The 25278-nt window shown below is 41.2% G+C and carries 23 protein-coding genes, 1 tRNA gene and 1 pseudogene; 14 read left to right on the top strand and 11 right to left on the bottom strand.

The window, feature by feature from the left end:
• Positions 1 to 34 precede the first annotated feature (34 nt).
• The 4 genes from ACWATR_RS10480 to ACWATR_RS10495 all read left to right on the top strand — a co-directional run bounded on the left by ACWATR_RS10480 (position 35) and on the right by ACWATR_RS10495 (position 4822).
• Complete coding sequence (locus ACWATR_RS10480; protein WP_460332047.1) at positions 35 to 2284, top strand: PAS domain-containing sensor histidine kinase; 2250 nt, start codon at positions 35 to 37, stop codon at positions 2282 to 2284.
• Between the two features lie 61 nt (positions 2285 to 2345).
• A tRNA-Lys gene (locus ACWATR_RS10485) sits at positions 2346 to 2417 on the top strand.
• Between the two features lie 484 nt (positions 2418 to 2901).
• On the top strand, positions 2902 to 3885 hold the full coding sequence (locus ACWATR_RS10490) for a DUF1517 domain-containing protein (protein ID WP_460332049.1): 984 nt from the start codon (positions 2902 to 2904) through the stop codon (positions 3883 to 3885).
• A 556-nt stretch (positions 3886 to 4441) separates the two neighbouring features.
• On the top strand, positions 4442 to 4822 hold the full coding sequence (locus tag ACWATR_RS10495) for a calcium-binding protein (protein WP_460332051.1): 381 nt from the start codon (positions 4442 to 4444) through the stop codon (positions 4820 to 4822).
• A gap of 3 nt (positions 4823 to 4825) precedes the next feature.
• Here ACWATR_RS10495 and ACWATR_RS10500 read toward each other — a convergent pair whose 3' ends face one another.
• The 4 genes from ACWATR_RS10500 to ACWATR_RS10515 all read right to left on the bottom strand — a co-directional run bounded on the left by ACWATR_RS10500 (position 4826) and on the right by ACWATR_RS10515 (position 8057).
• Positions 4826 to 5386 (bottom strand): sugar O-acetyltransferase, encoded by a 561-nt coding sequence (locus ACWATR_RS10500; RefSeq protein ID WP_460332053.1) that lies wholly within the window; start codon positions 5384 to 5386, stop codon positions 4826 to 4828.
• Positions 5387 to 5422: 36 nt separating this feature from the next.
• Positions 5423 to 6706: a diguanylate cyclase domain-containing protein gene (locus tag ACWATR_RS10505; protein WP_460332055.1), complete on the bottom strand. Its 1284-nt coding sequence runs from the start codon at positions 6704 to 6706 to the stop codon at positions 5423 to 5425.
• Between the two features lie 812 nt (positions 6707 to 7518).
• Positions 7519 to 7887 carry a dihydroneopterin aldolase gene (gene folB / locus ACWATR_RS10510; protein ID WP_460332057.1) on the bottom strand — a complete coding sequence of 123 codons (369 nt, stop codon included), beginning with the start codon at positions 7885 to 7887 and terminating at the stop codon, positions 7519 to 7521.
• Complete coding sequence (locus ACWATR_RS10515; protein ID WP_460332059.1) at positions 7869 to 8057, bottom strand: hypothetical protein; 189 nt, start codon at positions 8055 to 8057, stop codon at positions 7869 to 7871. The genes folB and ACWATR_RS10515 overlap by 19 nt, the downstream gene beginning before the upstream one ends.
• A 29-nt stretch (positions 8058 to 8086) precedes the next feature.
• Here ACWATR_RS10515 and menD point away from each other — a divergent pair, with 29 nt between their 5' ends.
• The gene (gene menD / locus ACWATR_RS10520; RefSeq protein WP_460332061.1) at positions 8087 to 9835 is read left to right on the top strand and encodes a 2-succinyl-5-enolpyruvyl-6-hydroxy-3-cyclohexene-1-carboxylic-acid synthase; all 1749 of its coding nucleotides are present in this window, start codon (positions 8087 to 8089) and stop codon (positions 9833 to 9835) included.
• A gap of 88 nt (positions 9836 to 9923) precedes the next feature.
• On the opposite strand, the gene ACWATR_RS10525 is transcribed toward menD, so the two are convergent.
• The 4 genes and pseudogenes from ACWATR_RS10525 to ACWATR_RS10540 all read right to left on the bottom strand — a co-directional run.
• Positions 9924 to 11144 (bottom strand): hypothetical protein, encoded by a 1221-nt coding sequence (locus ACWATR_RS10525; protein ID WP_460332063.1) that lies wholly within the window; start codon positions 11142 to 11144, stop codon positions 9924 to 9926.
• Entirely contained in the window at positions 11141 to 11644 is a 504-nt protein-coding gene (locus ACWATR_RS10530) for a DUF4365 domain-containing protein (RefSeq protein WP_460332065.1), read from the bottom strand. The genes ACWATR_RS10525 and ACWATR_RS10530 overlap by 4 nt, the downstream gene beginning before the upstream one ends.
• A gap of 280 nt (positions 11645 to 11924) precedes the next feature.
• Positions 11925 to 12110, bottom strand: coding sequence for a hypothetical protein (locus ACWATR_RS10535; protein ID WP_460332067.1), 186 nt, complete (start codon positions 12108 to 12110; stop codon positions 11925 to 11927).
• Positions 12082 to 12183 (bottom strand): annotated as a pseudogene (locus ACWATR_RS10540) (DUF2887 domain-containing protein); the annotation flags it as partial. The gene ACWATR_RS10535 and the pseudogene ACWATR_RS10540, both read right to left, overlap by 29 nt.
• 150 nt (positions 12184 to 12333) lie before the next feature.
• Between ACWATR_RS10540 and menB the strand changes: the two are divergent.
• Positions 12334 to 13167 (top strand): 1,4-dihydroxy-2-naphthoyl-CoA synthase, encoded by an 834-nt coding sequence (gene menB, locus ACWATR_RS10545; protein ID WP_163936219.1) that lies wholly within the window; start codon positions 12334 to 12336, stop codon positions 13165 to 13167.
• A 127-nt stretch (positions 13168 to 13294) separates the two neighbouring features.
• On the opposite strand, the gene ACWATR_RS10550 is transcribed toward menB, so the two are convergent.
• Together ACWATR_RS10550 and ACWATR_RS10555 are read right to left on the bottom strand one after the other, a co-directional pair.
• Positions 13295 to 13609 (bottom strand): hypothetical protein, encoded by a 315-nt coding sequence (locus tag ACWATR_RS10550; RefSeq protein WP_460332069.1) that lies wholly within the window; start codon positions 13607 to 13609, stop codon positions 13295 to 13297.
• A gap of 442 nt (positions 13610 to 14051) precedes the next feature.
• Positions 14052 to 14591, bottom strand: coding sequence for a DciA family protein (locus ACWATR_RS10555; RefSeq protein WP_460340330.1), 540 nt, complete (start codon positions 14589 to 14591; stop codon positions 14052 to 14054).
• A 173-nt stretch (positions 14592 to 14764) separates the two neighbouring features.
• Between ACWATR_RS10555 and ACWATR_RS10560 the strand changes: the two genes are divergently transcribed.
• The 7 genes from ACWATR_RS10560 to ACWATR_RS10590 all read left to right on the top strand — a co-directional run bounded on the left by ACWATR_RS10560 (position 14765) and on the right by ACWATR_RS10590 (position 22292).
• Positions 14765 to 16135, top strand: coding sequence for a hypothetical protein (locus tag ACWATR_RS10560; protein WP_460332071.1), 1371 nt, complete (start codon positions 14765 to 14767; stop codon positions 16133 to 16135).
• A 294-nt stretch (positions 16136 to 16429) separates the two neighbouring features.
• Entirely contained in the window at positions 16430 to 17185 is a 756-nt protein-coding gene (locus ACWATR_RS10565; RefSeq protein ID WP_460332073.1) for a PspA/IM30 family protein, read from the top strand.
• Positions 17186 to 17348: 163 nt separating this feature from the next.
• Positions 17349 to 18134, top strand: coding sequence for a PspA/IM30 family protein (locus ACWATR_RS10570; protein WP_460332075.1), 786 nt, complete (start codon positions 17349 to 17351; stop codon positions 18132 to 18134).
• A 174-nt stretch (positions 18135 to 18308) separates the two neighbouring features.
• Positions 18309 to 18644 (top strand): thioredoxin family protein, encoded by a 336-nt coding sequence (locus tag ACWATR_RS10575; protein WP_069073954.1) that lies wholly within the window; start codon positions 18309 to 18311, stop codon positions 18642 to 18644.
• Between the two features lie 66 nt (positions 18645 to 18710).
• A complete protein-coding gene (locus ACWATR_RS10580) occupies positions 18711 to 19949 on the top strand; it encodes an LL-diaminopimelate aminotransferase (RefSeq protein ID WP_460332077.1) in 1239 nt (412 codons plus the stop codon).
• Between the two features lie 403 nt (positions 19950 to 20352).
• On the top strand, positions 20353 to 21300 hold the full coding sequence (locus tag ACWATR_RS10585) for an NF038130 family PEP-CTERM protein (protein ID WP_460332079.1): 948 nt from the start codon (positions 20353 to 20355) through the stop codon (positions 21298 to 21300).
• Between the two features lie 569 nt (positions 21301 to 21869).
• On the top strand, positions 21870 to 22292 hold the full coding sequence (locus ACWATR_RS10590) for a response regulator (protein WP_460332081.1): 423 nt from the start codon (positions 21870 to 21872) through the stop codon (positions 22290 to 22292).
• A gap of 21 nt (positions 22293 to 22313) precedes the next feature.
• Here the strand turns inward: ACWATR_RS10590 and ACWATR_RS10595 are convergent, their stop codons facing one another.
• A complete protein-coding gene (locus ACWATR_RS10595; RefSeq protein ID WP_460332083.1) occupies positions 22314 to 22493 on the bottom strand; it encodes a hypothetical protein in 180 nt (59 codons plus the stop codon).
• Positions 22494 to 23235: 742 nt separating this feature from the next.
• Here ACWATR_RS10595 and uvrC point away from each other — a divergent pair.
• The gene (gene uvrC, locus ACWATR_RS10600; RefSeq protein ID WP_460332085.1) at positions 23236 to 25113 is read left to right on the top strand and encodes an excinuclease ABC subunit UvrC; all 1878 of its coding nucleotides are present in this window, start codon (positions 23236 to 23238) and stop codon (positions 25111 to 25113) included.
• Positions 25114 to 25278 lie beyond the last annotated feature (165 nt).

Genomic DNA, 25278 nt, shown 5'->3' on the forward strand with positions numbered 1-25278 from the left:
AGAAGAGTCAGTAATACAAGAGTGGGACTCTCGCATGAATAAAAATCCAGCAGAATCAACTATGGAGTTGACAAAATTATCACCACCTCAGATTCTCTTCGGCACAGAAGTAGATGAGAAAAACAGTAGTGAGCAGTTTCTACTAAGCATGTACGATTCTGTGCAGGCATCAATCTTCGTCGTTGATGTTCTGGAGGACGGAGATTTTCGATATGTGGCACTTAATCCCACTCATGAGCGGTGGATAGGTATTCGCTCAGATGATCTTCGGGGCAAAAAACCGGAGGATATTCTCTCTCCCATCGATGCTGCAAGGGTGCGTCAGCATTATAATGACTGCGTGCTATTCGGCAAAACTATTTCTTACGAACAATGTTTGCAATTCCAGGGAATTCCCACTTGGTGGAGCACGACTCTGACGCCACTACGAGATGCTAACTCTAGGATTTATCGACTGATTGGTACTAGTAGCAATATTACCTCTGTTAAGCAAGCAGAACAAGGGATCAGATACCAGGCTGAACGAGAGCAACTGCTAGAAGCGATCGCTGGACGAATTCACCAATCTGTAGAATTAGAGACAATTCTGCATCAGACTACAATTGAACTGCGGCAGTTTTTGAATTGCGATCGCGTGCTAATTTATCGCTTCCAGACTGATGGCAGTGGAGTAATCATTGCCGAATCAACTGGATCTGCCGATGATCTCCTGTTGGGAAAAAACATCATCGATCCCGGCTTCAGTGGCAAACATCCAGAACACTACGGACGAAGTTGTATTCAAGTTATCGAAGATATTGATGCAGCCGGATTGCATCCTTGCGATATAGATTTCCTGGCATCTTTGCAGATTAGAGCCAATCTAGTCGTGCCGATTTTCCAAGAGCAAGATATGTGGGGGCTATTGATTGCCCAGCATTGCCGTGAATCACGTCAATGGCAACAAACGGAAACTGACTTGCTAAAGCAGTTGGCAACTCAAATCGGCATTGCTGTCCAACAGGCAGAACTTCATCAGCAGATCAAGGATCTCAAAGCTAAGATGGAGTTGCAGAAACAGAAGCACATCAATCAGTTGCAGCAGGTGCGAAACTTTGAAGCCTTGGTGCGACGCATGACAGAACAAATCCGCGACAGTCTGGATCAAACTCAGGTGTTGCAGACTCTCACCCAGGAATTAGCAGAGTTACTCAATCTTGATAGTTGCCAAATCGAACTCTATAGCACCTGCAAAACCCTAGTAACTATTACCTACGAGTACACCACTAACTTACCCCAGTTTCAGGGATTGACCAGACAGATTGCAGACCGTCTTGAAGTTTATCAGCCGTTGTTGCAGAAACAAACTTTGCAATTTTTGGAAATTGTGCCTGGATGGCAACCGAACTTGTTAGTTATGTCCCAGATGGCTTGTCCAGTTTTCGATACTCAAGGGATTTTGGGAAATATTTGGTTGACAAGACCATCACAAGAGGCTTTTGATGAATTTGAAATTGAGCTAGTGCAGCAGGTAGCAAATGAATGTGCGATCGCTATTCGTCAAGCCCAGCTTTACAAACAAACCCAGGCACAGGTAAAAGAACTAGAAAAACGCGATCGGCAAAAAAACCAATTTCTCAGAACTTTGTCTCAAGAACTGCGGACACCAATAACTAGCATTAGCCTTGCAGTCCAAACGCTTGAAAGTGTCCTCACTCCGGCAGAAATATCAGAGATAGAAATAGTTCCGCAACTATTGCAAATTCTACATAACGAGTGTGGACGAGAAAGCAAATTAATTAACGACCTACTTACACTCACATATCTCGAAGCCGAACCCGATCCCCCAACTTTGATTCCCATTGACTTTCAAAGTTGGCTTCACCCAATTATCGAGTCTTTTCGAGACCTCACCAACTGCCAGCGACAGCAATTAAACCTGAGTTTTGCTCATGCGCTGCCGCCTTTGGAGACAGATATCACTGATTTGGAGCGAATTGTCACCGAACTGCTCAACCATGCCTGCAAATACACCCCAGCGGGCGAATCCATTACAGTTTCGGCTCACCTGATAGGGAATGCAGTAGAGCTTAATATTACCAATTCTGGGATAGAGCTTACCAGCAATGAACTGTCACGGATTTTTGAGCCTTTCTATCACCTTTCCAAACACGATCCTTGGAAACATAGCGGTACTGGACTGGAATTGGCATTAGTGCAGAAAATGGTCAGACATTTAGGCGGCTCCATTTATGTAGAAAGTGCAGCAGGTCAAACCACCTTCACTGTCAAATTCCCCTTTTAACTTTTTTTTGGTGCGGCACTAGCTAAATTGTCAGGAGTTGTGCTACTATTGTTATTTGTGTGGGTGACTAGCTCAACGGTAGAGCAGTAGACTCTTAATCTATTGGTTGCGGGTTCGATTCCCTCGTCACCCATCCTTTCTAGCCCTCCAAAATTTACTTTTGCCTAAATCGAGCAAGTGCCGCGCTCGGAAATCCCCAATTTTCGGGGATAAACACCACTTAAGTTTTAATTCATTTAACTAAAAACCCCTCTTGCCTTTTGGCAGTCCAGTCGAATTTTTAGGGTTTCCACTAGACAGCAAATTATGAGAGTGAAAATGCTGTTGCAAGACGTAGCAAAAAATACCCGTAGGCGTAGCCCGTCGTAGACATCGCAAATTTCTGTAATGATGAACATATCTTCAGGTACGGTTCCCCAGTCGAGAAATCCCCCCTGCGATCGCTACCTACCGAAGATAAGACGCGGTAAATTAAATATGTAGCCTCTAAAAATAAATGCTACGTAAATGCTACAAACTCGCTTGCTTGTTACGGGCTGGCGTTAGCGACATACCGCAACACTCCTACCAGTATGGGGAGAAATCATAAATAATTCCGTTTTCCAAGCGATTGTATTATGCATAAAAAACTACAACAAACCATCAAACCGCTGTTAAAAACCTTCTTAGCCCTAAGCTTAGTGTTAGCTTTGGCTCTTGGTCACGCCGATGGTGCATTAGCAGCCCGCAGTGGGGGTCGCATCGGTGGTGGCTCCTTTAGAGCGCCTTCTAGTCGCACCTATACACCTCGAACTTATGCACCTCCTGGTGGGGGCGGATACTATCCTGGTGGTGGTTTTGGTGGTGGCTTTGGCTTTCCCTTCATAGTTCCCTTCTGGGGTATTGGGGGAGGATTTGGTGGTCTATTTTCCATCTTAATTTTCTTGGCGATCGCTAATTTCTTATTGCAAACTTTTCGCCGCGTCTCTAGCGGTGAAGCTGGAGAGGCAGATTACAGTAGTAACTCACCGGTTTCTGTAACTCGTTTGCAAGTAGGTTTATTAGCTCAAGCCCGTGAATTGCAAAATGAACTCAACCACATTGCTGAAACTGCTGATACGAACACCCCAGAGGGGAGAGCAGAAATTCTCCAAGAAGCCAGCCTAGCTTTACTCCGCCATCCCGAATACTTTGTATACGCAGGTGGTGGTACTCAACAAGCCAGTTTGAATTCAGCTGAAGGTCAGTTCAATCGGCTGTCACTGGCAGAACGCAGCAAGTTTACCGAAGAAACTCTTTCTAACGTCAACAACCAGCTAAGAGAAGCCCTTGCCAAAGATGCTTTACCCCCGGCTGGTGAACTCGACAACCCCACCCGCCTATTTACTGAAGGCCCTGGTGAATACATTATCGTCACCTTACTGGCGGCGACATTAGGTAAGTTTGAAATCCCTACAGCGATTAACAGTGCTGATGATTTGCGTCAAGCTTTGCGCCAAATTGGTAGCATCCCTAGCGACAAGCTTCTAGCAATTGAAGTTCTTTGGACTCCGCAAGCTGAAAATGATACCCTGACATCTGATGATGTGTTGGCAAATTATCCTGATTTGAGACTTGTTTAATCTCTAAAAAATTTCGCGCTTTAGTGCTAAGAAATAACTTGGCATCTTGGCGCAACAAATAAGTTATCCCTTGAGAGCAATAACTAGAAAACCGTTTGTCAATGACAAGCGGTTTTTTGTCGAGCTTATCCGGAAAATGGGTCTAAAACCCTGTGCTTCCAGCACGGCTTTAAAGTAATGAGTAAGGAGTAAGGAGTGGATGAAAAACGGGTATCAATACTTGTCGGTTAAGGGGAAAAGGGTAAGGGGGAAGGGGAAAGAAAAAACCTTTAACCTTTACCCTTTAACCTTTTCCCAAAACCCAATTCCGAGTTAAAAATCCAAAACCTGAGCAGTATTGAAACGGGTATTTACTCATTACTTATTACTTATTACTCATTACTCCAGAATCACCGACCGTACCCTTCTCCTGACGGAGACGCTGCGCGAACGGGAACGCCAAGGGCGAACACGGTGGTGAGGATGTCAATCAGTAATCAATATGTATTAGAAAAATTATTCTTAGTCAAAACTTTGGTAGTATTATCAAAATGCATTATACGCAAAGCGTTATCTTATGCCTAGTGTTGAACCCGAAGAAAATCGAGAGCATCGCATTAAAACAGAAATCATTGTAGATGCTGAAGACAAAGAAGACCGGGCTATGGGTTGGTACTATTACCTCGAAGAGACTCTGAATTTTCCCTTTCTGGCTAAATGGACTAAGAAGGGACGCAAATCAGGTTCTGTCGAGGAAAAAGAAGTGGAAGTACTGGGGATGGCCCCAGATGATGAGTGCTTAAAAGATATGTTTGTAGAAGTGGCTTACCTTAATGGTAAGGATGAAGATGTATATTCTGCAAAGCTATCTGAAATAGCAGCCATTGATGCTGATAGTGAAACTCAAGAAGCGATCGCAGACTGGCTCTATTGGATTGCTAGAGGGTATAAGTTTTAAACTCTAGGACAAATACCGAATGACGCGGCAGGGATTGCCAGCAGCGACAACATTCTCAGGTATGTCTTTGACAACTACACTGCCAGCACCAATAGTTGTATTATCACCAATAGTTACGCCTGGACAAATAATTGCACTGCCACCAATCCAGACATTGTTACCAATGTTAATTGGGGCAGCTAATTCTCTACCAGAAAGACGAATTTCCGGCTCTGTTGGGTGATAAGCAGTATAAATTTGTACATAAGGAGCGCACAAGACATTTTCACCAATGTGAACTGGATTGCAGTCTAAAATTACACAGCCATAGTTCATATACAATTTGTTGCCAGCGAAAATATTACTGCCATAGTCACAGTGAAAGGGTGGCACAATTGATACTTTTTCACCAATGCTTCCAAATAATTCTTGCAAAATTTGCTGGCGTTGCTCTTGCTGTTCTTCGGTTGTAGAATTGTAGCTTCGCAACAGACGACTAGCTCGCTTATTTTCGGCAGCTAATTCTGGATCTTCCGCCAAATACAATTCCCCCGCGAGCATTTTTTGTTTTTCAGTTTTTTCCATGACAGACTTATTTGAAGTGGCTACAAAAAGAACTAATTAACTAAAGATGGCATAAGTAGCTTTTCCCTGCCGTTTAGCTCGGTACATCGCAATATCAGCATCTCGCAGCAAAGTAGCAGGCTCCTCATAATTACTAAAATTCCAAGTAATACCAATGCTTGCTGTAGTAGATAATTCATATCCATTCAGGTTAACCGGCGATCGCAATGAGTCTTGAATACGCTTGGCGACATTGGTGGCGTCGGTAATGTCTTTAATATCCTCCAAAAGAACAGTAAACTCATCACCACCAAATCGTGCTACAGTATCGCCACTGCGTAAACACGACTCTAAACGTCTAGCGATCGCTACTAAAAAATCATCCCCTATTCCATGCCCAAAGCGATCGTTAATCTCTTTGAAGCCATCTAAATCCAAAAATAAAACTGCAAAATAATAATCGCTTCTGCGTTTGCTACGTTCAATTGTTTGTCTGAGTCGATCTAAAAATAAAACACGATTCGGTAATGCTGTCAGCCCATCATAAAACGCATTGCGAATCAGTTGCGCCTCTGTCTGCTTGCGCTTGGTGATGTCTTGAAAAACTAAAACCACGCCAGTAATATTGCCTTTTTGATCGCGGATGGGTGCAACATTATCCCCAATCGCTATTTCTTTACCCTCTTTGGTAATCAGTGTACAGTTTTCTGGTAAATTGAAAATTTCACCTGCTTCCATGACGTATGTAGCTAAATTTTCAATTGTTTCTCCTACATCTTTGTTAACTAAGTTAACGACTTCTACTAAATCTTTATCTAATGCTTCACTTTGCTTCCAACCAGTTATTAGTTCTGCAATGGGATTCATCATTTGAATACAACCATTTGCATAAGTCACAATCACTGCACAGCCCATACTGTTAATAATTGCTCCCAGCCTCTGTTTTTCTTCGTATAATATTTTTTTGCTCTGATGTTTGTACAGTGCCATTTCAATCGCAAAATGTAAATCACTTTCAAGAAATGGTTTGACTATGTAACTAAAAGGCTCACTTAGCTGATTTTTATGTAATGTTTTATATTCTGAACACTCTGTTAAATATACTACAGGCACATGAAAGTGATTCTGGATAATATCCGCTACATGCACACCATCAATTTCCCCAGCTAGGCAGATATCAATTAATACTAAATGTGGATGAGTTTCTGCTACCTTTTTTATTGCCTCTTCACCAGACTTAGTTATTTCTGAAACTGAATAGCCTAATTTTTGTAAACTTTTTCTAATATTTGAGGCTAGGACTTTTTCATCCTCAACAACTAGGATTTTTCGGGCGAACATGTTAAAACAACCTGTTTGCTAAGGTTCAGATTTTTATTGTGGGTGTCAAACTCAATCAAAAAGTCACTATTGTATCATAAACAATCTCTCACCTAACCTGTTTTCTTGCTTGATATAAATACTGACTAACGATCAAATAGTAATATTATTAACCTCCCATAATTTCTGTGCTTGCCAAAGCTAATTTTGATTATTTCATGCGGCTAATATCATGTTATTAACATCAATTGTATAAGTTACCATATAATTACCAGCAATTCAGAACTGATTTTCAACAATATACAATCGTTTTTTTTAAAGCAAAGTATAGATAGCAAGTATAGTATTTATGTAAAAATTAATCAAGAATAAAAGTTGATATAATCACAATATACTACTTTTATATAAGTTGAAAAACTTAATAGAGTGTGTTGTATGTAATACAATAATGTGCATTCATTCAATTGCTACTAAAAATTAATCATTATCTGGAATTAAAGAATTTAATACTGCTTTGGCTACAAATGGTTTTTGTCTAAATCGGGATTTAAATTGCCGTCTGAAACTGTCTTAAATTTTGAATGATAAGTTAAACGATGTTACTTAGAACTATTCATCGCTTCTGGTTAATGCTTAATCAAAAATCCTGCGATCTGAAAATATGTAAGTAAAATGCTCATCAGCAGATCGCAGGATTTTTTAGTTTTTTGAGAATGAGTGGGTACTGGGGGCAATGGCAGGAAAGATTCTTTTTGTGAGATCCTTCCACGCTCCACCTAAACCCCCTTTCTTTGCTGACTTATAGATATTGAGAAAAAAACACGTTTTGTGCTTTAGAGATTGGACTTACTTTTAGTCAGTTCAATGCTAATTTTGCCACCAAAGTCTGGAATAGGTGCAGCAGGTTTGCTGAGAGTGACTTGGACTTTTGTTACACGATCGCACTCTTGGAGAATAGAATCTGCGATCGTTGCTACCAATTTCTCCACCAACGCAAATTTAGACGTTTTGACCAGATGTTGTATCAAGCTAATGACGCTGCGATAATCTAAAGTGTCTTCGATCGCGTCAGTCTTGGCCGCTGTGGAGATATCCAACCATAACCTTACATCCACCTCAAACCATTGTCCTAGCACCTGTTCTTCTGGTAGATACCCAGTGTAGCCATAGCCGCGAATTCCCGTTAAATGAATGCAGTCCATAAAAGTTTGAGAGCAAATTGGGCATTTTGTAGAAAGTGGAGCAAGTTTGCTTGGAGATTTTCTTCCCCAGAAACTTGCGTGGCGGTGTTGGGTTCTATCACCGCATTTGTCAGGTTTGGCTTGCAACCCAACTTTCCCAGATGGATTTTAAATTGAATTTCCCTAGACAAAATCTAAAATTTAAGATTGTTTTATAGCTATGTTTAATTTAATGCCGATCGCCTTTAAAAATGTTAATCAACTTTGGGCTTATATTTTAACAGAGACGCTAAAGCGGTTGGGATTGACTTGTGCCATCATTTGTCCTGGATCACGATCTACACCCTTAGCGATCGCATTTGCTCAACAAGTACCTGAAATTAAAGCGATTTCCATTCTCGATGAACGTTCCGCCGCTTTTTTTGCTTTGGGACAAGCGAAAGCAACCGGACGCCCTGTGGTAGTTGTTTGCACCTCTGGTACAGCAGGAGCAAATTTTTATTCAGCAGTAATAGAAGCCTCATATAGTCGCGTACCACTATTAATACTAACTACCGATAGACCTCCAGAATTGCGAGATTGTCACTCTGGGCAAACTGTAGATCAGTTGAGATTATATGGGAACTACCCAAATTGGCAAACAGAGTTAGCCTTACCCTCCGCCGATCTGGGAATGCTAGCTTACCTGCGACAAACAGTAATTCATAGCTGGGAAAGAGCGCAAACTCCTACAAAGGGGCCAGTACATTTGAATATTCCCTTTCGCGATCCTTTAGCACCTGTTCCTGATGGAAATGATTTGAGCTATTTGCGATCGCAGTTTCATCCAGAAGACTTTTTCGCCGGAATAGCAAACTCATCGCCCATTCCCCATTCCCCATTCCCCATTCCCCAAGAGTGGAAAGAATGCGATCGCGGCATTATCATTGCAGGTGTTGCCCAAGCACAGCAACCAGAAGAGTATTGTAGAGCGATCGCGCAACTTTCCCAAACTCTCAAATGGCCTGTGCTAGCTGAGGGACTTTCCCCAGTCAGAAATTATGCTGAACTCAACCCTTATTTGATTTCCACCTATGACCTGATTTTGCGAAATCAGCAACTAGCCAAGCAGCTAGCGCCCGAAATGGTGATTCAGGTGGGAGAAATGCCTACGAGTAAAGAACTGCGTAGCTGGATAGATACAACGCAACCGCGACGCTGGATAATTGACCCCAGTGACCAAAATCTCGATCCTTTGCACGGGAGAACGACGCATTTAAGGATATCTGTAGAAGACATAAAAGTAGAAAAGGGAAATTTATCTTTATCCTCAAAATATGTGCAGCAATGGTGTGATGCGGAAACTAAGGTTAGGTTAGCTGTTGATCAGACGATGGGGAAAATAGATGAAATAATTGAGAGTAAAGCAGCCTGGTTAATTTCTCAGATTTTACCGCCCAGAACGCCTCTGTTCATTGGCAACAGTATGCCTGTGCGGGATGTGGAATATTTCTGGAAGCCGAATAATTTAGGAGTGCGATCGCACTTTAACCGGGGTGCAAATGGCATCGATGGCACATTATCCACAGCTTTAGGAATTGCCCATCGCCAGCAAAGTAGTGTGATGTTGACGGGAGATTTAGCGCTGTTGCATGACACCAATGGTTTTTTAATCCGCAATAAGTTTGTCGGACATTTGACGATTGTGTTAATCAATAACAATGGTGGTGGGATTTTTGAAATGTTACCCATTGCCAAATTTGATCCACCTTTTGAAGAGTTTTTCGGTACTCCCCAGGATATTGATTTTGCTCAGTTATGCGCTACTTATAATGTGCAGCATGAATTGATTACTTCTTGGCAACAGTTGCAGCAAAGATTAAACTCGCTTCCAACTAAGGGGATTCGGGTTTTAGAGTTGCAGACAAATCGGAAATTAGATGCAAAGTGGCGACAGGATAATTTACGGAAGTTTGCCGTAGATATTTGAATTTAAGTATCTTATTAGTTAAAAGTCCTTTGCCACAAGTTTTATAAGCACTGACGAGGTAGTGACAAACTCTTGATGTTTAGTGAATTTAAACATTCTCTCGATACAGAGAAAAATTCTGTACTTCTCTCAAAATTAATAATTCATTTTCTTCAATTAAGTGACCATCGCATATTATTGGTATCTGCTCTAAATTAGCTTGAAATGCAATTAGATATGCGTCACGATTAACTTCAATAATAACCTCTTTCTCTTCATTTTCTATTATATTTATACTTATAACAGTAACTTTTGCTTTTTCATTTCCACCAAACCATTCAAGCTTAATTACTAAACCTTTAATTCTTGAGCGCAATAATTCTTGCTTAGAAGATAAAAGCAATTCTCTAGTATCTATCAATTCTAATTCTCTAGTATCTATTTGGATACTTTTTTGGTTTCTACCCAAAGTATTTTTGCGAGATTTTAATTTATTCTTAACTTCTGTAATAACAGACAGAAGTTGTTTGTTTAATTTTATTTCTAAAGGAATATTAGATGGATGATCTAGTGTTTTTGAACAAGTTAAATTAAAACTCAAGTTTGGATCATTATCATTATTTATCATGTGTGATAATGCATCACATAGATTAGCACTTACTCCTTCTTCTATGGCTTCATCTAAAACACTTTCTCTTTCAGAAAGTTTTTGCTCGTGAGCTAAACTAATAATATTTAAAGCTTGAAATAGAGTTCTAGTCACCTTTCTTTCAAAGCAATCTTCAGATTGATAATTGTCAACTTTTAATGGAGAAATAATGGTTAAAACATAGCTACCCTCTTTAGTATGTCCTAAACGTAATTTTTGCATATAGTCAGTTACTTCACTAAACGAACCTCCTTTAAAGTAAGGTTTAGGTTGTACAGCAGATGAAGCAGCAGACCACATTAGCTTTTTAGCTGATTCAAATAATTGAACTCCTTGAGATATAGGAATGCTCCCATTTATAATTTCTGAATGATTCACTGAAATTTGTACAATTTCTGCTAGTGGAGTCTTAAGATTAGTTATTATTTCTAACTGAGAACGATTTTCTACAATTTCAAGATTTTGTAAAACTTCTCTCATACGAGCAGAAAAATCTCGAAATTCAGGATTCAGAGGTAATAATATTTCAACATTGCCTCCTTGAGCTATTTCTAATGTCCAAACAGATGCAATATCGTTTATTTGCCTTTGTTCCTTCCAACCTTGAATTTCCAAATAGCTAGCGACTTCTAGTGGATTTATGGATTTAAGAACGTCAATATCTCGTATAGTTGCTTTCATGGATTACCTCCATTTGAGATTATATCCATCAATTTTTGTAGAGTTTCTACATTAAATATTTTATCTTTTGATAAACGCACTGACTTAGTTTCTTGACCAATAGGTAATTCTTTTTCACCTCGCAGTGATGTCCAGTAAGCACAATGTTTAATAACTAATTGTTCTTCGCACTGATACAACCAACTATTTAGATCGTCAGCCAAGACAACAACAACTAAAATGCGTGGAACATAAACATTAGTATATCTTAAATCGTCATAGTTTTTTTTCTTTAAGGGATAACTCATACTCGTAGCACCAACTACATTCCTCTTAAAAGGGGCTTTTAGCTGTAATTCTAAATGGGGGGAGCGAATAGTTCCAATAGCTCCTTTGGCTGCAATACCCAAGTCAATGCTGTCATCATCTACCTCTTGTTTATAAAGGGTATAACCTGCTACTGCTGCAACAGCACGAATATAAGCGTTACTAAATTGCTCTTGACGCTGAGTAATATGCATGGACATTCAACTAAATAATCAAGATTTCGGGCTGTTCAAAAGATAATGACTAAGTTCTGTTTTTAGGAAAATTAGCCTTAACGTAACTTTCTGCACGGTTGCTTATTTTATCCCTAATGGTGATTGTGGTCGAGTGTCAACAGCCAAAATCTAGTTAATGAATGCCAAGCAGTCTTTCAAATACCATTACTTCCAATTCAAGATCATTTTGGTTGACTTGCAACCACCTTTTCAAGTTCGCGATCGCAATCTCAATTCCAACAACTCTTCTTAAGCAATTTCACCAAATAGTCGTTTTAACAGTGGAAGAAGTGCGATCGTACTTCTTCCACTGCTTCTGATATACCCGCGTGTCTGCCAATGCTTCTTTACTACGAGAAGCCTTATTTGTAGCCATCATTATTTTACGGAGTGCGTAGGCGTAGCTCACCGCAGGTATGATTTTCCGCTTCTGCGGGTGGTTCATCTACTAATTCAAACAGCAAACCGGGAAATTGCTTAAATAATTTGTAGAAGATGGTGTCAAAATAATTCGTAATTGATAATTCGTAATTCGTAGTTACAATCAGTGGGGGCTTGTACCGTAAAGGCTTGAGAGAACAATTTAGCTTAGGCGTAGCCCACCGCAGGTATCGCTTGTCCCTACGTCCGCGATAAAATTCTCAAGCACAACAGCGCACTCCATACCAATGCAAATTAACTGGCAAACAGCCAAAACCTACGAAGATATTCTGTATCAAAAAACTGACGGCATTGCGAAAATCACCATCAACCGTCCCCATAAACGCAACGCTTTCCGTCCTGAAACTGTCTTTGAACTGTACGACGCTTTTTGTAATGCTCGTGAAGATACTACTATTGGTGTCGTGCTATTTACGGGTTATGGCCCACATACTGATGGTAAATATGCTTTCTGTTCTGGTGGCGATCAAAGTGTGCGGGGACATGCGGGTTATGTGGATGATACTGGCATCCCCCGCTTGAATGTGCTGGACTTACAACGGCTGATTCGTTCCATGCCGAAAGTGGTGATTGCTTTAGTGGCTGGATATGCGATCGGTGGCGGACACGTTCTACACTTAATTTGCGACCTTACCATCGCTGCCGATAACGCCATTTTTGGACAGACTGGCCCGAAAGTCGGCAGTTTTGACGGTGGTTTTGGAGCTAGCTATCTCGCCCGTATTGTAGGACAAAAAAAAGCTAGAGAAATTTGGTTTCTCTGCCGTCAATATGATGCCCAACAAGCTCTAGAAATGGGTTTAATTAATTGCGTCGTCCCAGTTGAACAACTAGAAGCGGAAGGTATTCAATGGGCGCAAGAGATTTTAGAAAAAAGCCCGATCGCAATTCGATGTCTCAAAGCCGCCTTCAACGCTGATTGTGACGGACAAGCTGGTTTACAAGAGCTAGCTGGCAATGCCACGTTACTCTATTACATGACAGAAGAAGGGTCTGAAGGCAAACAAGCCTTTCTCGAAAAGCGTCCACCAGATTTCCGCTCTTTTCCTTGGCTACCTTAAAATTGCAAAAATCGCACCTCACTAAAGGGTGCGATTTTTGTAGATGTCAAAATTTACAGCACTAAATATCTTAAAAACAAATCTTATCTTAAGCAAACTACAAACTGAGTTCAGTAATAATGGATGACTAAATAACAACTGCTTTAGTCTTTACCTGTTCGGATATAGAGGCAGTTATTTGCTCAACAGGGGTAAGAGCAGCATTGTCTAAATCTGAGGCTAGAGATTGAGAAGATGACAAAACAGGCGCTGCATCTGGCAAACTCCAAGCATCTTCCAAGGTTTCCCAAGAAGGTGCAAAAGGTGGGAGCGCCAAAGAGCAAGCCTTCCAAGTTGCTTGAACAGGCGCTCCTAACTGCTGACACGTTCCGCCACGGCGACCTTCTGGCTGGTAATGACGGCAATATCTACAGGCAGATGCTAAAACTTTAATGGGTTTCATTTGGATTAATCTTTAGTGCAGTTTCTGGCTAAATTTCATCCTTATATTTTGCTTCTATATATAAAGACGGATAAGAGCCAAAAAGTCATTATTTTCTATAGGTTTCAGCGATCCCAGGTAAAAAATAAACTTCAGGATATTTTTATAATCTTGTTATATATTTCAATAATCGTTAGAGTGATCACCTATAGATTTTGGCTAAAACTTATTAGGGATCAAGACTAAAAGTAACAATTTTGATTTATCCAGCCTTTTAACTTCCTCCTTAAGGATGGGTTAAGGCATATTATTTCAGATAAATAGTCCGCTTTACGTACCACATTCGGCATATTTTAACAGGAAAATATCTTTTTTCTCAAGAATCAGAACTATTTTATGTGACAGTAGCAAGTTACTTGAGGATAAATTCTGCTCAACTAATAATCGTTAAAGTATTTTGCTTTCAAAACTGTTTAGCAGCACAGACAGAACAGACTGTCCAGCGCTGGAGTTCACCGGGTGGAGTGGGAGATTGACACTGGGGACAAAGGGGTAAGCCATGCGATCGCGATCGCATCACCTTCGCCCAATTCCCAAAAGCAGCATTCACATCCTTGGTGGGTGTCATATCAGGGCGGCTAATCTCATCACCAAGGTAACTGGGATGCTCATGGGGCGAAACCGTTTGTTGCTGTTTTCTCTCCACCAACGGATTTTGCCAGCCAGCAGTAGAAAAGCGAATATCAACCAAAGGCGTTGGCAGCTTTTTATTCAACTTTAAAAGCAGAGATGTCCGACCAAAAGTCATGTTTTGCGCCCAAGCAGCACTAGAAGTTGCTACGGACAAAACATCACGCTGAATTGACAATGGTCGAGTATTTGCGGCAACTACTGGGCCAACAACTTCTGCCCAACACTTGAGCAGGCGTTGAAATGGCTGCTCCTGCCATTGAGCCTGCTTTTCTAGAACACCTAAAATATCATTTATTGATTTCAACGACATCATTCCAAGTGCTGAGTGCTGAGTGCTGAGTGAGGAGTTAGGAGTTAGGAGTTATTATTTCCCCAGTCCCCAGTCCCCAGTCCCCAATCTATCTATTTAGATAATTTCCGCTACTATTGTCACAAATATATCTAAAGTTAATTCCAACAGTCTATGTTTGAGGTACAGAAGCAATGACTCAAAACCCTCTGAACGACTCCGCTACTAATCAATCGTCTAAAACACCTGGGTTGAAACCAGTACTAGCAGCAGCACTCGCGAGTTTAGAGGTGCCTCTAGATCAAGAGTTAGCTCGATACCGACGCACGCGAACTGGTTTGGTGTCATCTAAGCAGTCTCGTGTTGCAAGTTATATGAGCAGTCAACCCCAATCGTTGACTGCTCATATAACATCGGGAAAAATTCAGTCATCAGGAACGGAAATTAAAACCAACGTACCGCCTGTATCTGTACCCGTGAATCATCAGGGAACCCCAGCGCCAGCTACGGCAAAAATTGACGTATCACCCCCACCTCCATTTTCTGTAGCTGTGAATCCTGAGATAAACCCAGCGCCAGCTACACCAAAAACTGAGGAACTGAATAATCTGGATGTGACTTCCACCTTTGATTCTGCTAAAACCCAAACTCAACTACCACCACCCCCGCCCAACTTTACTAGTAGTATTGTGCCAGCGATCGTTAAAAATACTAAGAGCGAAAATCTCTTACAGCCAGATGACACTCCTAAGCACCCAGATGACTATTTGGAATCTAGTGAAGCACTGCTGCGAAGTCTGACAGAAGAACAACCAGAAACTAAGAAACCAAGCAATTCTAACGACAGTCTGCTATCACCTTTGGGTATCGGCTCGATGTTACTGCTATTGGTGGCCAGTGTTACCTTGGGTTATGTGGTGTTCAATCCCAAAAGCTTGCCACAATGGAATTTAGGCAATTTGTTTAACGGGAACTCATCTCCTGCGCCAGAAAATACTGAGGAAGTTGGGAGTAATGTCCAACCTCCAATCCAGCCACCAAGTACATCTATACCCAAGTATCCCAATCTAGCTGCCCAAGAGTTTCCTGAAGTCAGAGATCCCAAGGATGTAGTTGGCTTAAAACCCAAAGTCCAACCAACTCTCGCAGTAGTGCCTAATCCAGTCGTTCCCCAAAACCCCACAAATCCTCAAGCGGCATTACCTGACCCCAACACAGCCCTAAAACCGACAAATCCGATCGCCTTAGCACCAGTCCCGACGCTACAATCCTTGCCTCCCCTGAATTTGCCTCCCACTCCAACAGCAAAAACCTCGCCTCAGCCAATCGCAACCTCACCAAAGCCGGATGCAGAAATCAAACCAGCCACAGATGGGTTCTATCATGTAGTGATAGATAATAAAGGCGCGGCTTATGCCTCAGCACGGCAAGTAATTCCTGATGCTTATTTATCACCCAACAAAGAATTGATTTATCTGGGTGCTTTTAAGACTAAAGAGCAAGTACAACAACACATGAAATTGTTACAGGCAAGAGGAATTAAGGCACGGGTTCAGCAGCCATAAGTTGCAAAAATCTACGATACCATGAGATAACAGTCCTGAGTTTTGAGTGCTGAGTCAATGAGTGCTGAGTCAATGAGTGCTGAGTGCTGAATGGTAAAACACAAAATCTTGTTTGTTTACGACCCTACAACAAAAAATATTATATTCAAGACTCTAACTGGGCATTCAGCACTCCATAACTACCCTATGGCAAATATTATACTTAGGACTTTAACTAGACACTCAGCACTCCATAACTAATTCAAAACTTAGCACTCAGCACTCATTACTGAGTTTCGTGAATGGAGAGCCGATATGGAATTAATCAAGCGTATCCTACGGGTGATTCGCGCTAATCTCAATAGTTTAATCGGCGGTGCAGAAGATCCAGAAAAGATTCTGGAGCAAACTGTCTTGGAGATGCAGGAAAATCTGGTACGGTTGCGACAGGGTGTAGCACAAGCGATCGCTACCCAGAAACGCACCCAACGACAGGCAGCAGCAGCCAACTCTCAAACAGAAGAATGGTATCGTCGCGCCCAATTGGCGCTGCAACAAGGTAACGAACCTCTAGCACGGGAAGCTTTAACTAAGCGCCAAGCCTATAAAGAAACCGCTACAGCCCTCTTTTCCCAAATAGAGCAGCAAAACGATATAGTAGCTAGGCTAAAAAAGGATATGCGATCGCTAGAGTTAAAAATCTCCGAGGCGAAAACTAAAAAAGATATGTATATCGCTCGCGCCCGTTCTGCCGAAGCGTCTTCTCGCCTCCAGGAAATGCTCGGTGGAGTTTCTGCCACCAGCAGTCTGAGTGCCTTTGAGCGCATGGAAGAAAAAGTTTTGCAAATAGAGGCTCAATCAGAAGCGATCGCTCAACTCGGTAGCGACGACTTGGAAACACAATTTACTTCCTTGGAATCTAATAATAATGTAGATGCCGAATTGGCAACGATGAAGGTGCAGGTTTTAAACCAGGCAGAAAACACACAGCACAAAAATCTCCTTACCGACGAGAGCCAGAAGACAGTGCAGCCTCCCCAAGAGCAATTACCCAAAACTCAGGACTCTTGAAGTTCGGCTAATTACCCCAGTTTGGAGATATCTTAACAATTAAGAGTTGTTGGGAGGTACTGATTCAAGCCGGAAAGATTACATTGAAATAGGTAGCTATTAAAAAAGTAAAAAAGCTAACTGTCCAACAAAAAGCGTAAAGCACACAAGGAAAAACAAAGTTATGGGATTATTCGATCGCATTAAGCGAGTAGTTAGTTCTAACCTCAACGACCTGGTTAACAAAGCCGAAGACCCCGAAAAAATGCTAGAACAGGCCATCCTGGAAATGCAGGAAGACTTGGTGCAGCTTCGTCAGGGAGTAGCTCAGGCGATCGCCGCCCAAAAACGTAGCGAGAAACAGTACAATGATGCCCAAAATGAAATCAATAAGTGGCAACGCAATGCCCAACTGGCCCTACAAAAAGGTGATGAGAACTTAGCACGACAAGCTCTAGAGCGGAAAAAAACCTATACTGACACCAGTACTGCCCTCAAGGCTAGTTTAGATACCCAAAGCACTCAAGTTGAAACCCTCAAGCGCAACTTAATCCAACTGGAAAGCAAAATTTCTGAAGCTAAGACCAAGAAAGAAATGCTTAAAGCTCGGATTACCACTGCCAAAGCCCAAGAGCAACTCCAAGGCATGGTGCGTGGGATGAATACCAGCAGTGCAATGTCTGCCTTCGAGCGGATGGAAGAAAAGGTATTGATGCAAGAAGCTAGGGCCCAGGCACAAGGAGAGTTAGCAGGTGCAGATTTAGAAACCCAATTTGCCCAATTGGAAGGTAGTAGCGATGTTGATGATGAATTGGCAGCTTTGAAAGCGCAAATGCTACCACCCGCAGCTCCACAAAATCAAGCTCAACTACCACCGCAACAACAAGAAACCACTGCTTCTAATCCCAAATCTAATGAGGTGGTTGATGCCGAGTTGGATTCCTTACGCAAGCAATTGGATCAACTGTAAAATTGACAGAAAACTTATTTGAGCTAGTCCCACACCTGTTGGCTGTGGGATTTTACGTCATTAGTCAATAGTTAACAGTTCTAATAACTATGAATTATTGACTATGGACTATTGACGACTTTGGGATAAAGTATTGTGTGTGCCAACTTTGATCGCCACTTGACGGAGACTGCAATGAGTAAGGCTGTAATCACCATAACTGATGCTGAGTTTGAAACCGAAGTGTTAAAAGCCGAGCAGCCTGTATTAGTTTACTTTTGGGCTTCCTGGTGTGGGCCTTGTCAATTGATGTCGCCCCTGATTAACTCAACCGCTACTAAATATAGCGATCGCCTCAAAGTCGTTAAGATGGAAATTGACCCTAACCCACTCACTGTTAAGCAGTACCAAGTGGAAGGTGTACCTGCCCTCAGACTATTTCAAGGAGATAAACTACTAGAATCTACTGAGGGAGTTATCGGCAAAGATAAATTACTCGCTCTTTTAGATACTCACTTAAGCAGTAATTAGTCAATAGTTCATAGTTCATAGCAAATGACCAATGACTAATGACCAATGACTAATGACCAATGACTAATGACTAACATACAGTTTGCACAACGTTTACAACCCCTACAATCTAATGTATTTGCTGATATGGACAGAGCCAAGGCAGTCGCTTTGGCCGCTGGACAACAGGTAATTGATTTGTCCTTGGGGTCTTCTGATTTACCAACCGAGGCACACGTCATCGACGCGATCGCCCGATCTCTCCACGATCACAGTACCCACGGCTATCTTTTATTTAACGGTACCCAAGGATTTCGCGAAGCCGCCGCCAACTGGTATGAACAAAAATTTGGCATTAGAGTAGATCCTCAAACTGAGGTACTACCTCTGATTGGTTCTCAAGAAGGTACAGCCCATTTACCTCTAGCAATACTCAATCCAGGGGATTTTGCCCTATTGCTCGATCCAGGTTATCCCTCCCATGCGGGGGGAGTCTACCTAGCTAGTGGCCAAATCTACCCAATGCCATTACGGGCAGAAAACGATTTTTTACCAGTGTTTGCTGATATTCCCGCCCCAGTCTTGGCGCAGTCGCGGATGATGGTATTAAGTTATCCTCACAATCCCACGGCTGCGATCGCACCTTTATCTTTCTTCCAAGAAGCTGTCGCCTTCTGTCAGCAACACAATCTCGTCCTCGTTCACGATTTCCCCTACGTAGATTTGGTATTTGAGCAGACTGGAAATTGGGGACTGGGGACTGGGGACTGGGGATTAGGAAATAGAAAAAATCTTTCCCAATCCCTAGTACCCTCGATTCTGCAAGCTGATCCAGAGAAAAGCGTCTCGATAGAATTTTTCACCCTTTCCAAGTCTTACAATATGGGCGGCTTCCGCATTGGCTACGCCATCGGAAATGCCCAGTTAATTAACGCCTTACGCCAGGTAAAAGCCGCCGTTGATTTTAATCAGTATCGGGGAATTTTGAATGGTGCGATCGCAGCCATGACTGGCCCGCAAGCTGGGGTGAAAACGGCTGTTGCAACCTTCCAGAAGCGCCGAGATGCTTTCATTACAGCTTTACATCGCATTGGCTGGAACGTTCCCACTCCCCAAGCCACAATGTACATTTGGGCAAAGTTACCCCCATCTTGGAGTCAAAACTCCGTACAATTTTGTACCCAGCTAGTCAAGCAAACTGGTGTAGCCGCTTCTCCAGGTGCTGGCTTTGGCAAATCTGGAGAAGGATATGTCCGTTTTGCGTTGGTGCATGAGCCACCTTTGTTAGAAACTGCTGTAGAAAGAATTGCTGAATTCCTAAATTAAATTTCTTCTCAAATTAAACACCAAAGATTTTTTGCAGCAAAGTCTATGGAGAGAATACACTGTAGGGGCGCACATGTGTACGCCCCTACAAATACTTATATTCTACTAAAAAAATAAGCTGTATTTAAAATTACTATGCTATTTTGACTATAATTGTAATTATACGTATAAAAGTCTATAAATATTAGTCATCTTTTCATTGATAATCAGCATGAACTTTACCCAATCAGGTCTCACCGTTTCTTAAACTGGGTTTGTACGCAAAGCTACCAAAGATGGCTAACGACGTAGGTTGCGTTTTTAAGCAACCATATTGTCAAAAAGCCTGTAGTCAAGACAGCCCAAGCCTAAAAACGGCAATAGTTTAAAACTTAACTTCCAAACTGACAGAGACTTGAAAACAATGAAGATGACTTTTCAGAAACTTGTAATTGGTGCTTCAATGGCTATTGGTGTGAGCGCTCTTGCCACAGTACCAGCACAGGCTGGAACACTCACTGGTGCTAGCATCGGTGGAACAGCATCAAGTGATTATTTAATCTATGATGTGTCAGGTAACAGTACTGTACTTGTGCCAAATACCCAGACAAACATCCAGAAAGTTCTGGATGGTAATGCTGCAAATCCTACTGGAAACGTAGAGTTACGAGCCACCACAGAAGGGTCTGGTTTTGATTTCACCAAAAACACCACTTTGACGGGTCAAATTGGTGATAAAAGTATTACCTTGAGCAGCCTGACAGCAACAGATTGGTTTAGTACTGGCTCAGGATTGAGTACAAGCTATGGAGCAAATAATTTTGCAAATAATTGGTTTAACGAATTTTATAATGCAGCGGGTTTAGCAGCCAATGAATCTACAATTAAATTAGCACTTGGTCTACCGAGTATTACCCCTAGCTTCATTCTTCGCCAGCAAGCCTTTAACGCATTTTTCAACATCAAAGGTTTCCAACGCTCCAGCGACCCTAACATCTCTTACGTTAATCAAAATGATACCACTGGCGAAATCAAAATTGGGTTAGCTGGTCACTACAATTTAAAAGATTACTATGCTCCTCTATTAGGAAGCTTGGGTAACTTTCTCAAAAATGGTTTCCAAGCCAGTGAAGTTGTTAAAGTTACCTACAATGACAAGACTAATTTCCTTTACAGCTTTTCTGCTACAGCAAGCGGATTAACCAACAGTTCGGGATTAGGTGCTGACGGCAAGTCTCACAGTGGTAATTACGAAGTCACCATCCAAGGTGTACCTCCTACAGCAGTGCCAGAACCATCAATAGTACTGGGTCTACTAGGCGTTGCTGGTGTATTTGCTACCCAACGCAAATTTAAAAAAGCATCTATTTAAGATTGCGGTTTAAAAACGACAAATAAGTTAGGGAGCTATTTATTAGCTCCCTTTTTTGATGAATAATTTCTGCAAACTGTAAGATAATTTAATCTTCTAGGTTATACTATTTCTAAAAACATTTGCAATAAATGAATCGATTGTAATATTCTGCATATCTATGCGCCTACCAACGTGGTTGTAACATGGATTTCGTGAAATGGTATTACTTACCCTCACATCCAAATGAAAACTGTTTTAGGAAGGAGAATTATCATACCATTAATTCATAGTATTACTTAAGTAGTTTTACTAATACAAATTCGCCAATTCAATTTTTAAAAGCAGTCGTTGATTTAATACTATAACTTAGACAAAATTCGTAAAAAAAAGCTTAATTTTTAATTAAGCTCTATTTAAGGGTACTATCATTTAAGTGTTGTAGCGCAGCTAAATTAAATTTATTTATATCTTTGACTAGATTTAGATAAGTCAAATTTCTATTTGTTTCACGGTTTAAATGCACTACCGTTTTAGTTTATGGTAATAATTGTTGGCTTTTACTTAAAATAATCAGATAATAGGTAGTAATGAGAGCACAATTACTCAATATAGATGAGCCATTGCGGTCAAACAAAGTTAGACGAATTTTGCTAGTTGAAGACCATTATCTCAATCGGATGTTACTGAGTGACTATCTAAGTTACTGTGGGTACGATGTCCAAAGCTTATCAGAAGGCTCTACTTTTTTCTCAACTATAGAGCAATTCCAGCCAGATTTAATGTTACTAGACTTGAAATTGCCAGATGTTGACGGTTATTCACTTTTAAAACAAGTCCAGCAAAAACCTGAGTTGTCAAATATACCTATTATTGTGGTTTCAGCCTTTGCTTTTAAAGCAGATCAGGAACTAGCTCTAAGTTTGGGCGCACGTCACTATTTTGTCAAACCTTTAAAACTCAAGGATCTCATCTTTGCAATTGAAGAACAGTTTACTTGTCGCCACAGATAAAGTTTTGTGCTATACGTGAATTTATTCTGCTTTTTGGTTAGCGATGAACTCTTCCACACGCTCACTAAGATTTTGTACAGAACTGCCAATAGTTGAAATTTTTTGTTGTACTTGCGCTAACAATAAAACTGCTGTTTGTAGCTCATTGAGAGTTTCAGCCATAGCCTCACGATACTGGATCTCAAAATCTTGTAAGTTCATAGTTTGACTTTTACTTAAAATCATTATAATAGCTATATTCTCAATGATAATCGTAAATTTTATTTACTAAATCCGTTAATTCGCTTAATACTATAAATTCAAGAAAAAAACTTAAATATTGGAGATTGATGAATTTTTTATATGGTATTTATAAAAGCAATATTTAAGAGTATTTTTTATTCTTAAAAGCACATAAAGAAGTAATTAAAACTTTCTCTAAAACTGCGATTTTAATGCCGCACCATAAAACCAACGTAAGAGCAAAGAAAGTTTTTTTTCTGACCGTAGCAGCCGATAACTAAAGTCGCAGCTAAACAAACTATTATCTGCTTCAAAGTTCTGATGTTTGCAGCATATTTTCTGGTAAACATTTAGCTTGGAAACCCACCCACCCTACAGAAAGCCGCACCAGCAAGCATCTACAGACTTATTTTTGTGCAGACTCAAAACCTACCTCACTTGAAAGTGCCGAGTTAGGAGTTATTATTCTGCCTGAGATTACCACCTAGTACCGCAAGGCGGAATTAAAAAAATTAAAAAAGAATACAGCATAAGGGTTTCGTTTATTTGGAATGATTGGTTTATTTCCGCCGTGTTGTACTAGTCACCAAATTCCAGTCACCAGTACTCTGATGTATGTAGATCATGACGCCAACTTTATATTTACTTGATAAATAGTCCGTTAAATCGGCACGAAAAAATTATTTTTCTTAAAATAGAGAAAGATTACCTAATTTTCGTTGTGACAATATCTACGCAAATATTACCGCTAGTTAAAGAGCCAGAACGACTGGAAAACCGTCTAGCCGAAATTCCGCCGGAACCGGGGGTTTATTTTATGCGGGACAACAGCGATCGCATTATATATATAGGTAAATCACGTAAGTTGCGATCGCGTGTCCGTTCCTATTTCCGGGATGGCTACAACAAGAGTGAACGCATCGCCACGATGGTCAAGTTGGTGACAGAAATTGAATTCATTGTCACCGATACTGAAGCCGAAGCTCTAGCGCTAGAAGCCAACTTGATTAAGCAGCACCAGCCATACTTTAATGTGCTGCTCAAAGATGATAAAAAATATCCCTATCTCTGCATCACTTGGTCAGAAGATTATCCGCGAATTTTTATTACCCGTAAACGCCAATTCGGCAAAGAAAAGGATAAATTTTATGGGCCTTATACTGATGCTGGGTTACTGCGAGAAATTGTCCGCATCTGTAAACGCATCTTTCCCCAGAGACAACGACCTCAACCACTTTTCAAAGACCGTCCTTGCTTAAATTATGATTTAGGGCGTTGTCCGGGTGTGTGTCAAAAGCTGATTTCACCAGAAGAATATCGCAAAATTGTCCAAAAGGTGGCGATGGTATTCCAAGGTCGAACTCAAGAACTGATTGATATTTTGACTCAACAGATGAACGTCGCCGCCGAAAACTTGAATTTTGAGTCAGCGGCGCGAATTCGCGATCAAATTTCTGGGTTAAAGTCGCTGACGGCTGACCAAAAAGTTTCCTTACCAGATGATACAGTTTCGCGGGATGCGATCGCACTCTCAGCCGACGAACAGCACGCCTGTATTCAACTGTTCCAGATTCGCGCTGGGCAATTGGTAGGACGTTTAGCTTTTGTGGCGGATGCTCACGCAGAACCGGGAGCGATTTTACAACGAGCTTTGGAGGAACATTACCAAACTGCTGACTCAGTGGAAATACCTTTAGAAATTTTGGTACAGCATGATTTACCAGATGTGGAGATATTGGCGGATGTCTTAACTCAACGGAAAGGTAAAAAAGTCACGATTTTGACTCCTTTGCGCCAAACTAAGGCAGAATTGATTGAGATGGTAGAGCGAAATGCCCAGTATGAATTGCAAAGAATGCAGAAATTTGGCGATCGCAATCACCAAGCAATGCAAGATTTAGCCACCATTCTCGATTTACCAGATGTACCCCACCGCATCGAAGGTTATGACATTTCTCATATTCAGGGGTCAAATGCTGTAGCTTCGCAAGTGGTATTTATCGACGGATTACCCGCCAAACAGCACTATCGCCACTACAAAATTAAAAATCCTACTGTGACAGCAGGACATTCAGATGACTTTGCTAGTCTGGCTGAAGTTATTGGGCGGCGGTTTCGTAAGTATGGGGAAAATCAGCAATTAGCACGTTTGGGTAATCCTGACTGGCCTGATTTAATCATGATTGATGGCGGTAAAGGTCAGCTATCTTCAGTTATCGCCGTTTTACAAGAGATGAATTTATTAGAAGACTTGCGAGTTGTGAGTTTAGCGAAGCAGCGAGAAGAGATTTTTTTACCGGGAGAATCTAAACCCTTGACAACTGATGCGGAACAACCAGGGGTGCAGTTGTTGCGGCGGTTGCGCGATGAAGCACATCGATTTGCAGTAAGTTTCCACCGTCAGCAACGTAGTGATAAATTGAAGCGATCGCGTTTAGATGAAATTCCTGGCTTAGGACATCATCGACAAAAGCTGCTACTAGGGCATTTTCGCTCAGTTGACTACATTAGGCAAGCGACAACCACGCAACTCGCGGAAGTCGCAGGAATTGGGCCGCGTTTGGCTCAAGAAATTTACAATTATTTTCATCCTGCTTGAAATTTGTAGGAAACCCTGAGCGGCTCCTGAAGTTCCGAGTGAAGGAAGCCGCCTTTCATAAAGTTTGGTAGTTTTCATTAGATTATCTTACAGAATTTAATCTCATAAATATTGCTAGCAAATATTAACTAAATCTTAAGATAGATATTTTGTGACTAAAGATAC

Source organism: Nostoc sp. UIC 10890, assembly GCF_054786515.1.

Bases quoted from the DNA above. Each gene is read 5' to 3' on its own strand.
- ACWATR_RS10550 (WP_460332069.1), bottom strand. From the start codon at position 13,609: ATGAAACCCATTAAAGTTTTAGCATCTGCCTGTAGATATTGCCGTCAT.
- ACWATR_RS10575 (WP_069073954.1), top strand. From the start codon at position 18,309: ATGAGTAAGGCTGTAATCACCATAACTGATGCTGAGTTTGAAACCGAA.
- ACWATR_RS10580 (WP_460332077.1), top strand. From the start codon at position 18,711: ATGACTAACATACAGTTTGCACAACGTTTACAACCCCTACAATCTAAT.
- folB (WP_460332057.1), bottom strand. From the start codon at position 7,887: ATGGACTGCATTCATTTAACGGGAATTCGCGGCTATGGCTACACTGGG.
- ACWATR_RS10495 (WP_460332051.1), top strand. From the start codon at position 4,442: ATGCCTAGTGTTGAACCCGAAGAAAATCGAGAGCATCGCATTAAAACA.
- ACWATR_RS10500 (WP_460332053.1), bottom strand. From the start codon at position 5,386: ATGGAAAAAACTGAAAAACAAAAAATGCTCGCGGGGGAATTGTATTTG.
- ACWATR_RS10570 (WP_460332075.1), top strand. From the start codon at position 17,349: ATGGGATTATTCGATCGCATTAAGCGAGTAGTTAGTTCTAACCTCAAC.
- menD (WP_460332061.1), top strand. From the start codon at position 8,087: ATGTTTAATTTAATGCCGATCGCCTTTAAAAATGTTAATCAACTTTGG.
- ACWATR_RS10490 (WP_460332049.1), top strand. From the start codon at position 2,902: ATGCATAAAAAACTACAACAAACCATCAAACCGCTGTTAAAAACCTTC.
- ACWATR_RS10560 (WP_460332071.1), top strand. From the start codon at position 14,765: ATGACTCAAAACCCTCTGAACGACTCCGCTACTAATCAATCGTCTAAA.
- ACWATR_RS10525 (WP_460332063.1), bottom strand. From the start codon at position 11,144: ATGAAAGCAACTATACGAGATATTGACGTTCTTAAATCCATAAATCCA.
- ACWATR_RS10555 (WP_460340330.1), bottom strand. From the start codon at position 14,591: ATGTCGTTGAAATCAATAAATGATATTTTAGGTGTTCTAGAAAAGCAG.
- ACWATR_RS10585 (WP_460332079.1), top strand. From the start codon at position 20,353: ATGAAGATGACTTTTCAGAAACTTGTAATTGGTGCTTCAATGGCTATT.
- ACWATR_RS10505 (WP_460332055.1), bottom strand. From the start codon at position 6,706: ATGTTCGCCCGAAAAATCCTAGTTGTTGAGGATGAAAAAGTCCTAGCC.
- menB (WP_163936219.1), top strand. From the start codon at position 12,334: ATGCAAATTAACTGGCAAACAGCCAAAACCTACGAAGATATTCTGTAT.
- ACWATR_RS10565 (WP_460332073.1), top strand. From the start codon at position 16,430: ATGGAATTAATCAAGCGTATCCTACGGGTGATTCGCGCTAATCTCAAT.
- ACWATR_RS10530 (WP_460332065.1), bottom strand. From the start codon at position 11,644: ATGCATATTACTCAGCGTCAAGAGCAATTTAGTAACGCTTATATTCGT.
- ACWATR_RS10535 (WP_460332067.1), bottom strand. From the start codon at position 12,110: ATGAACCACCCGCAGAAGCGGAAAATCATACCTGCGGTGAGCTACGCC.
- ACWATR_RS10480 (WP_460332047.1), top strand. From the start codon at position 35: ATGAATAAAAATCCAGCAGAATCAACTATGGAGTTGACAAAATTATCA.
- ACWATR_RS10595 (WP_460332083.1), bottom strand. From the start codon at position 22,493: ATGAACTTACAAGATTTTGAGATCCAGTATCGTGAGGCTATGGCTGAA.
- ACWATR_RS10590 (WP_460332081.1), top strand. From the start codon at position 21,870: ATGAGAGCACAATTACTCAATATAGATGAGCCATTGCGGTCAAACAAA.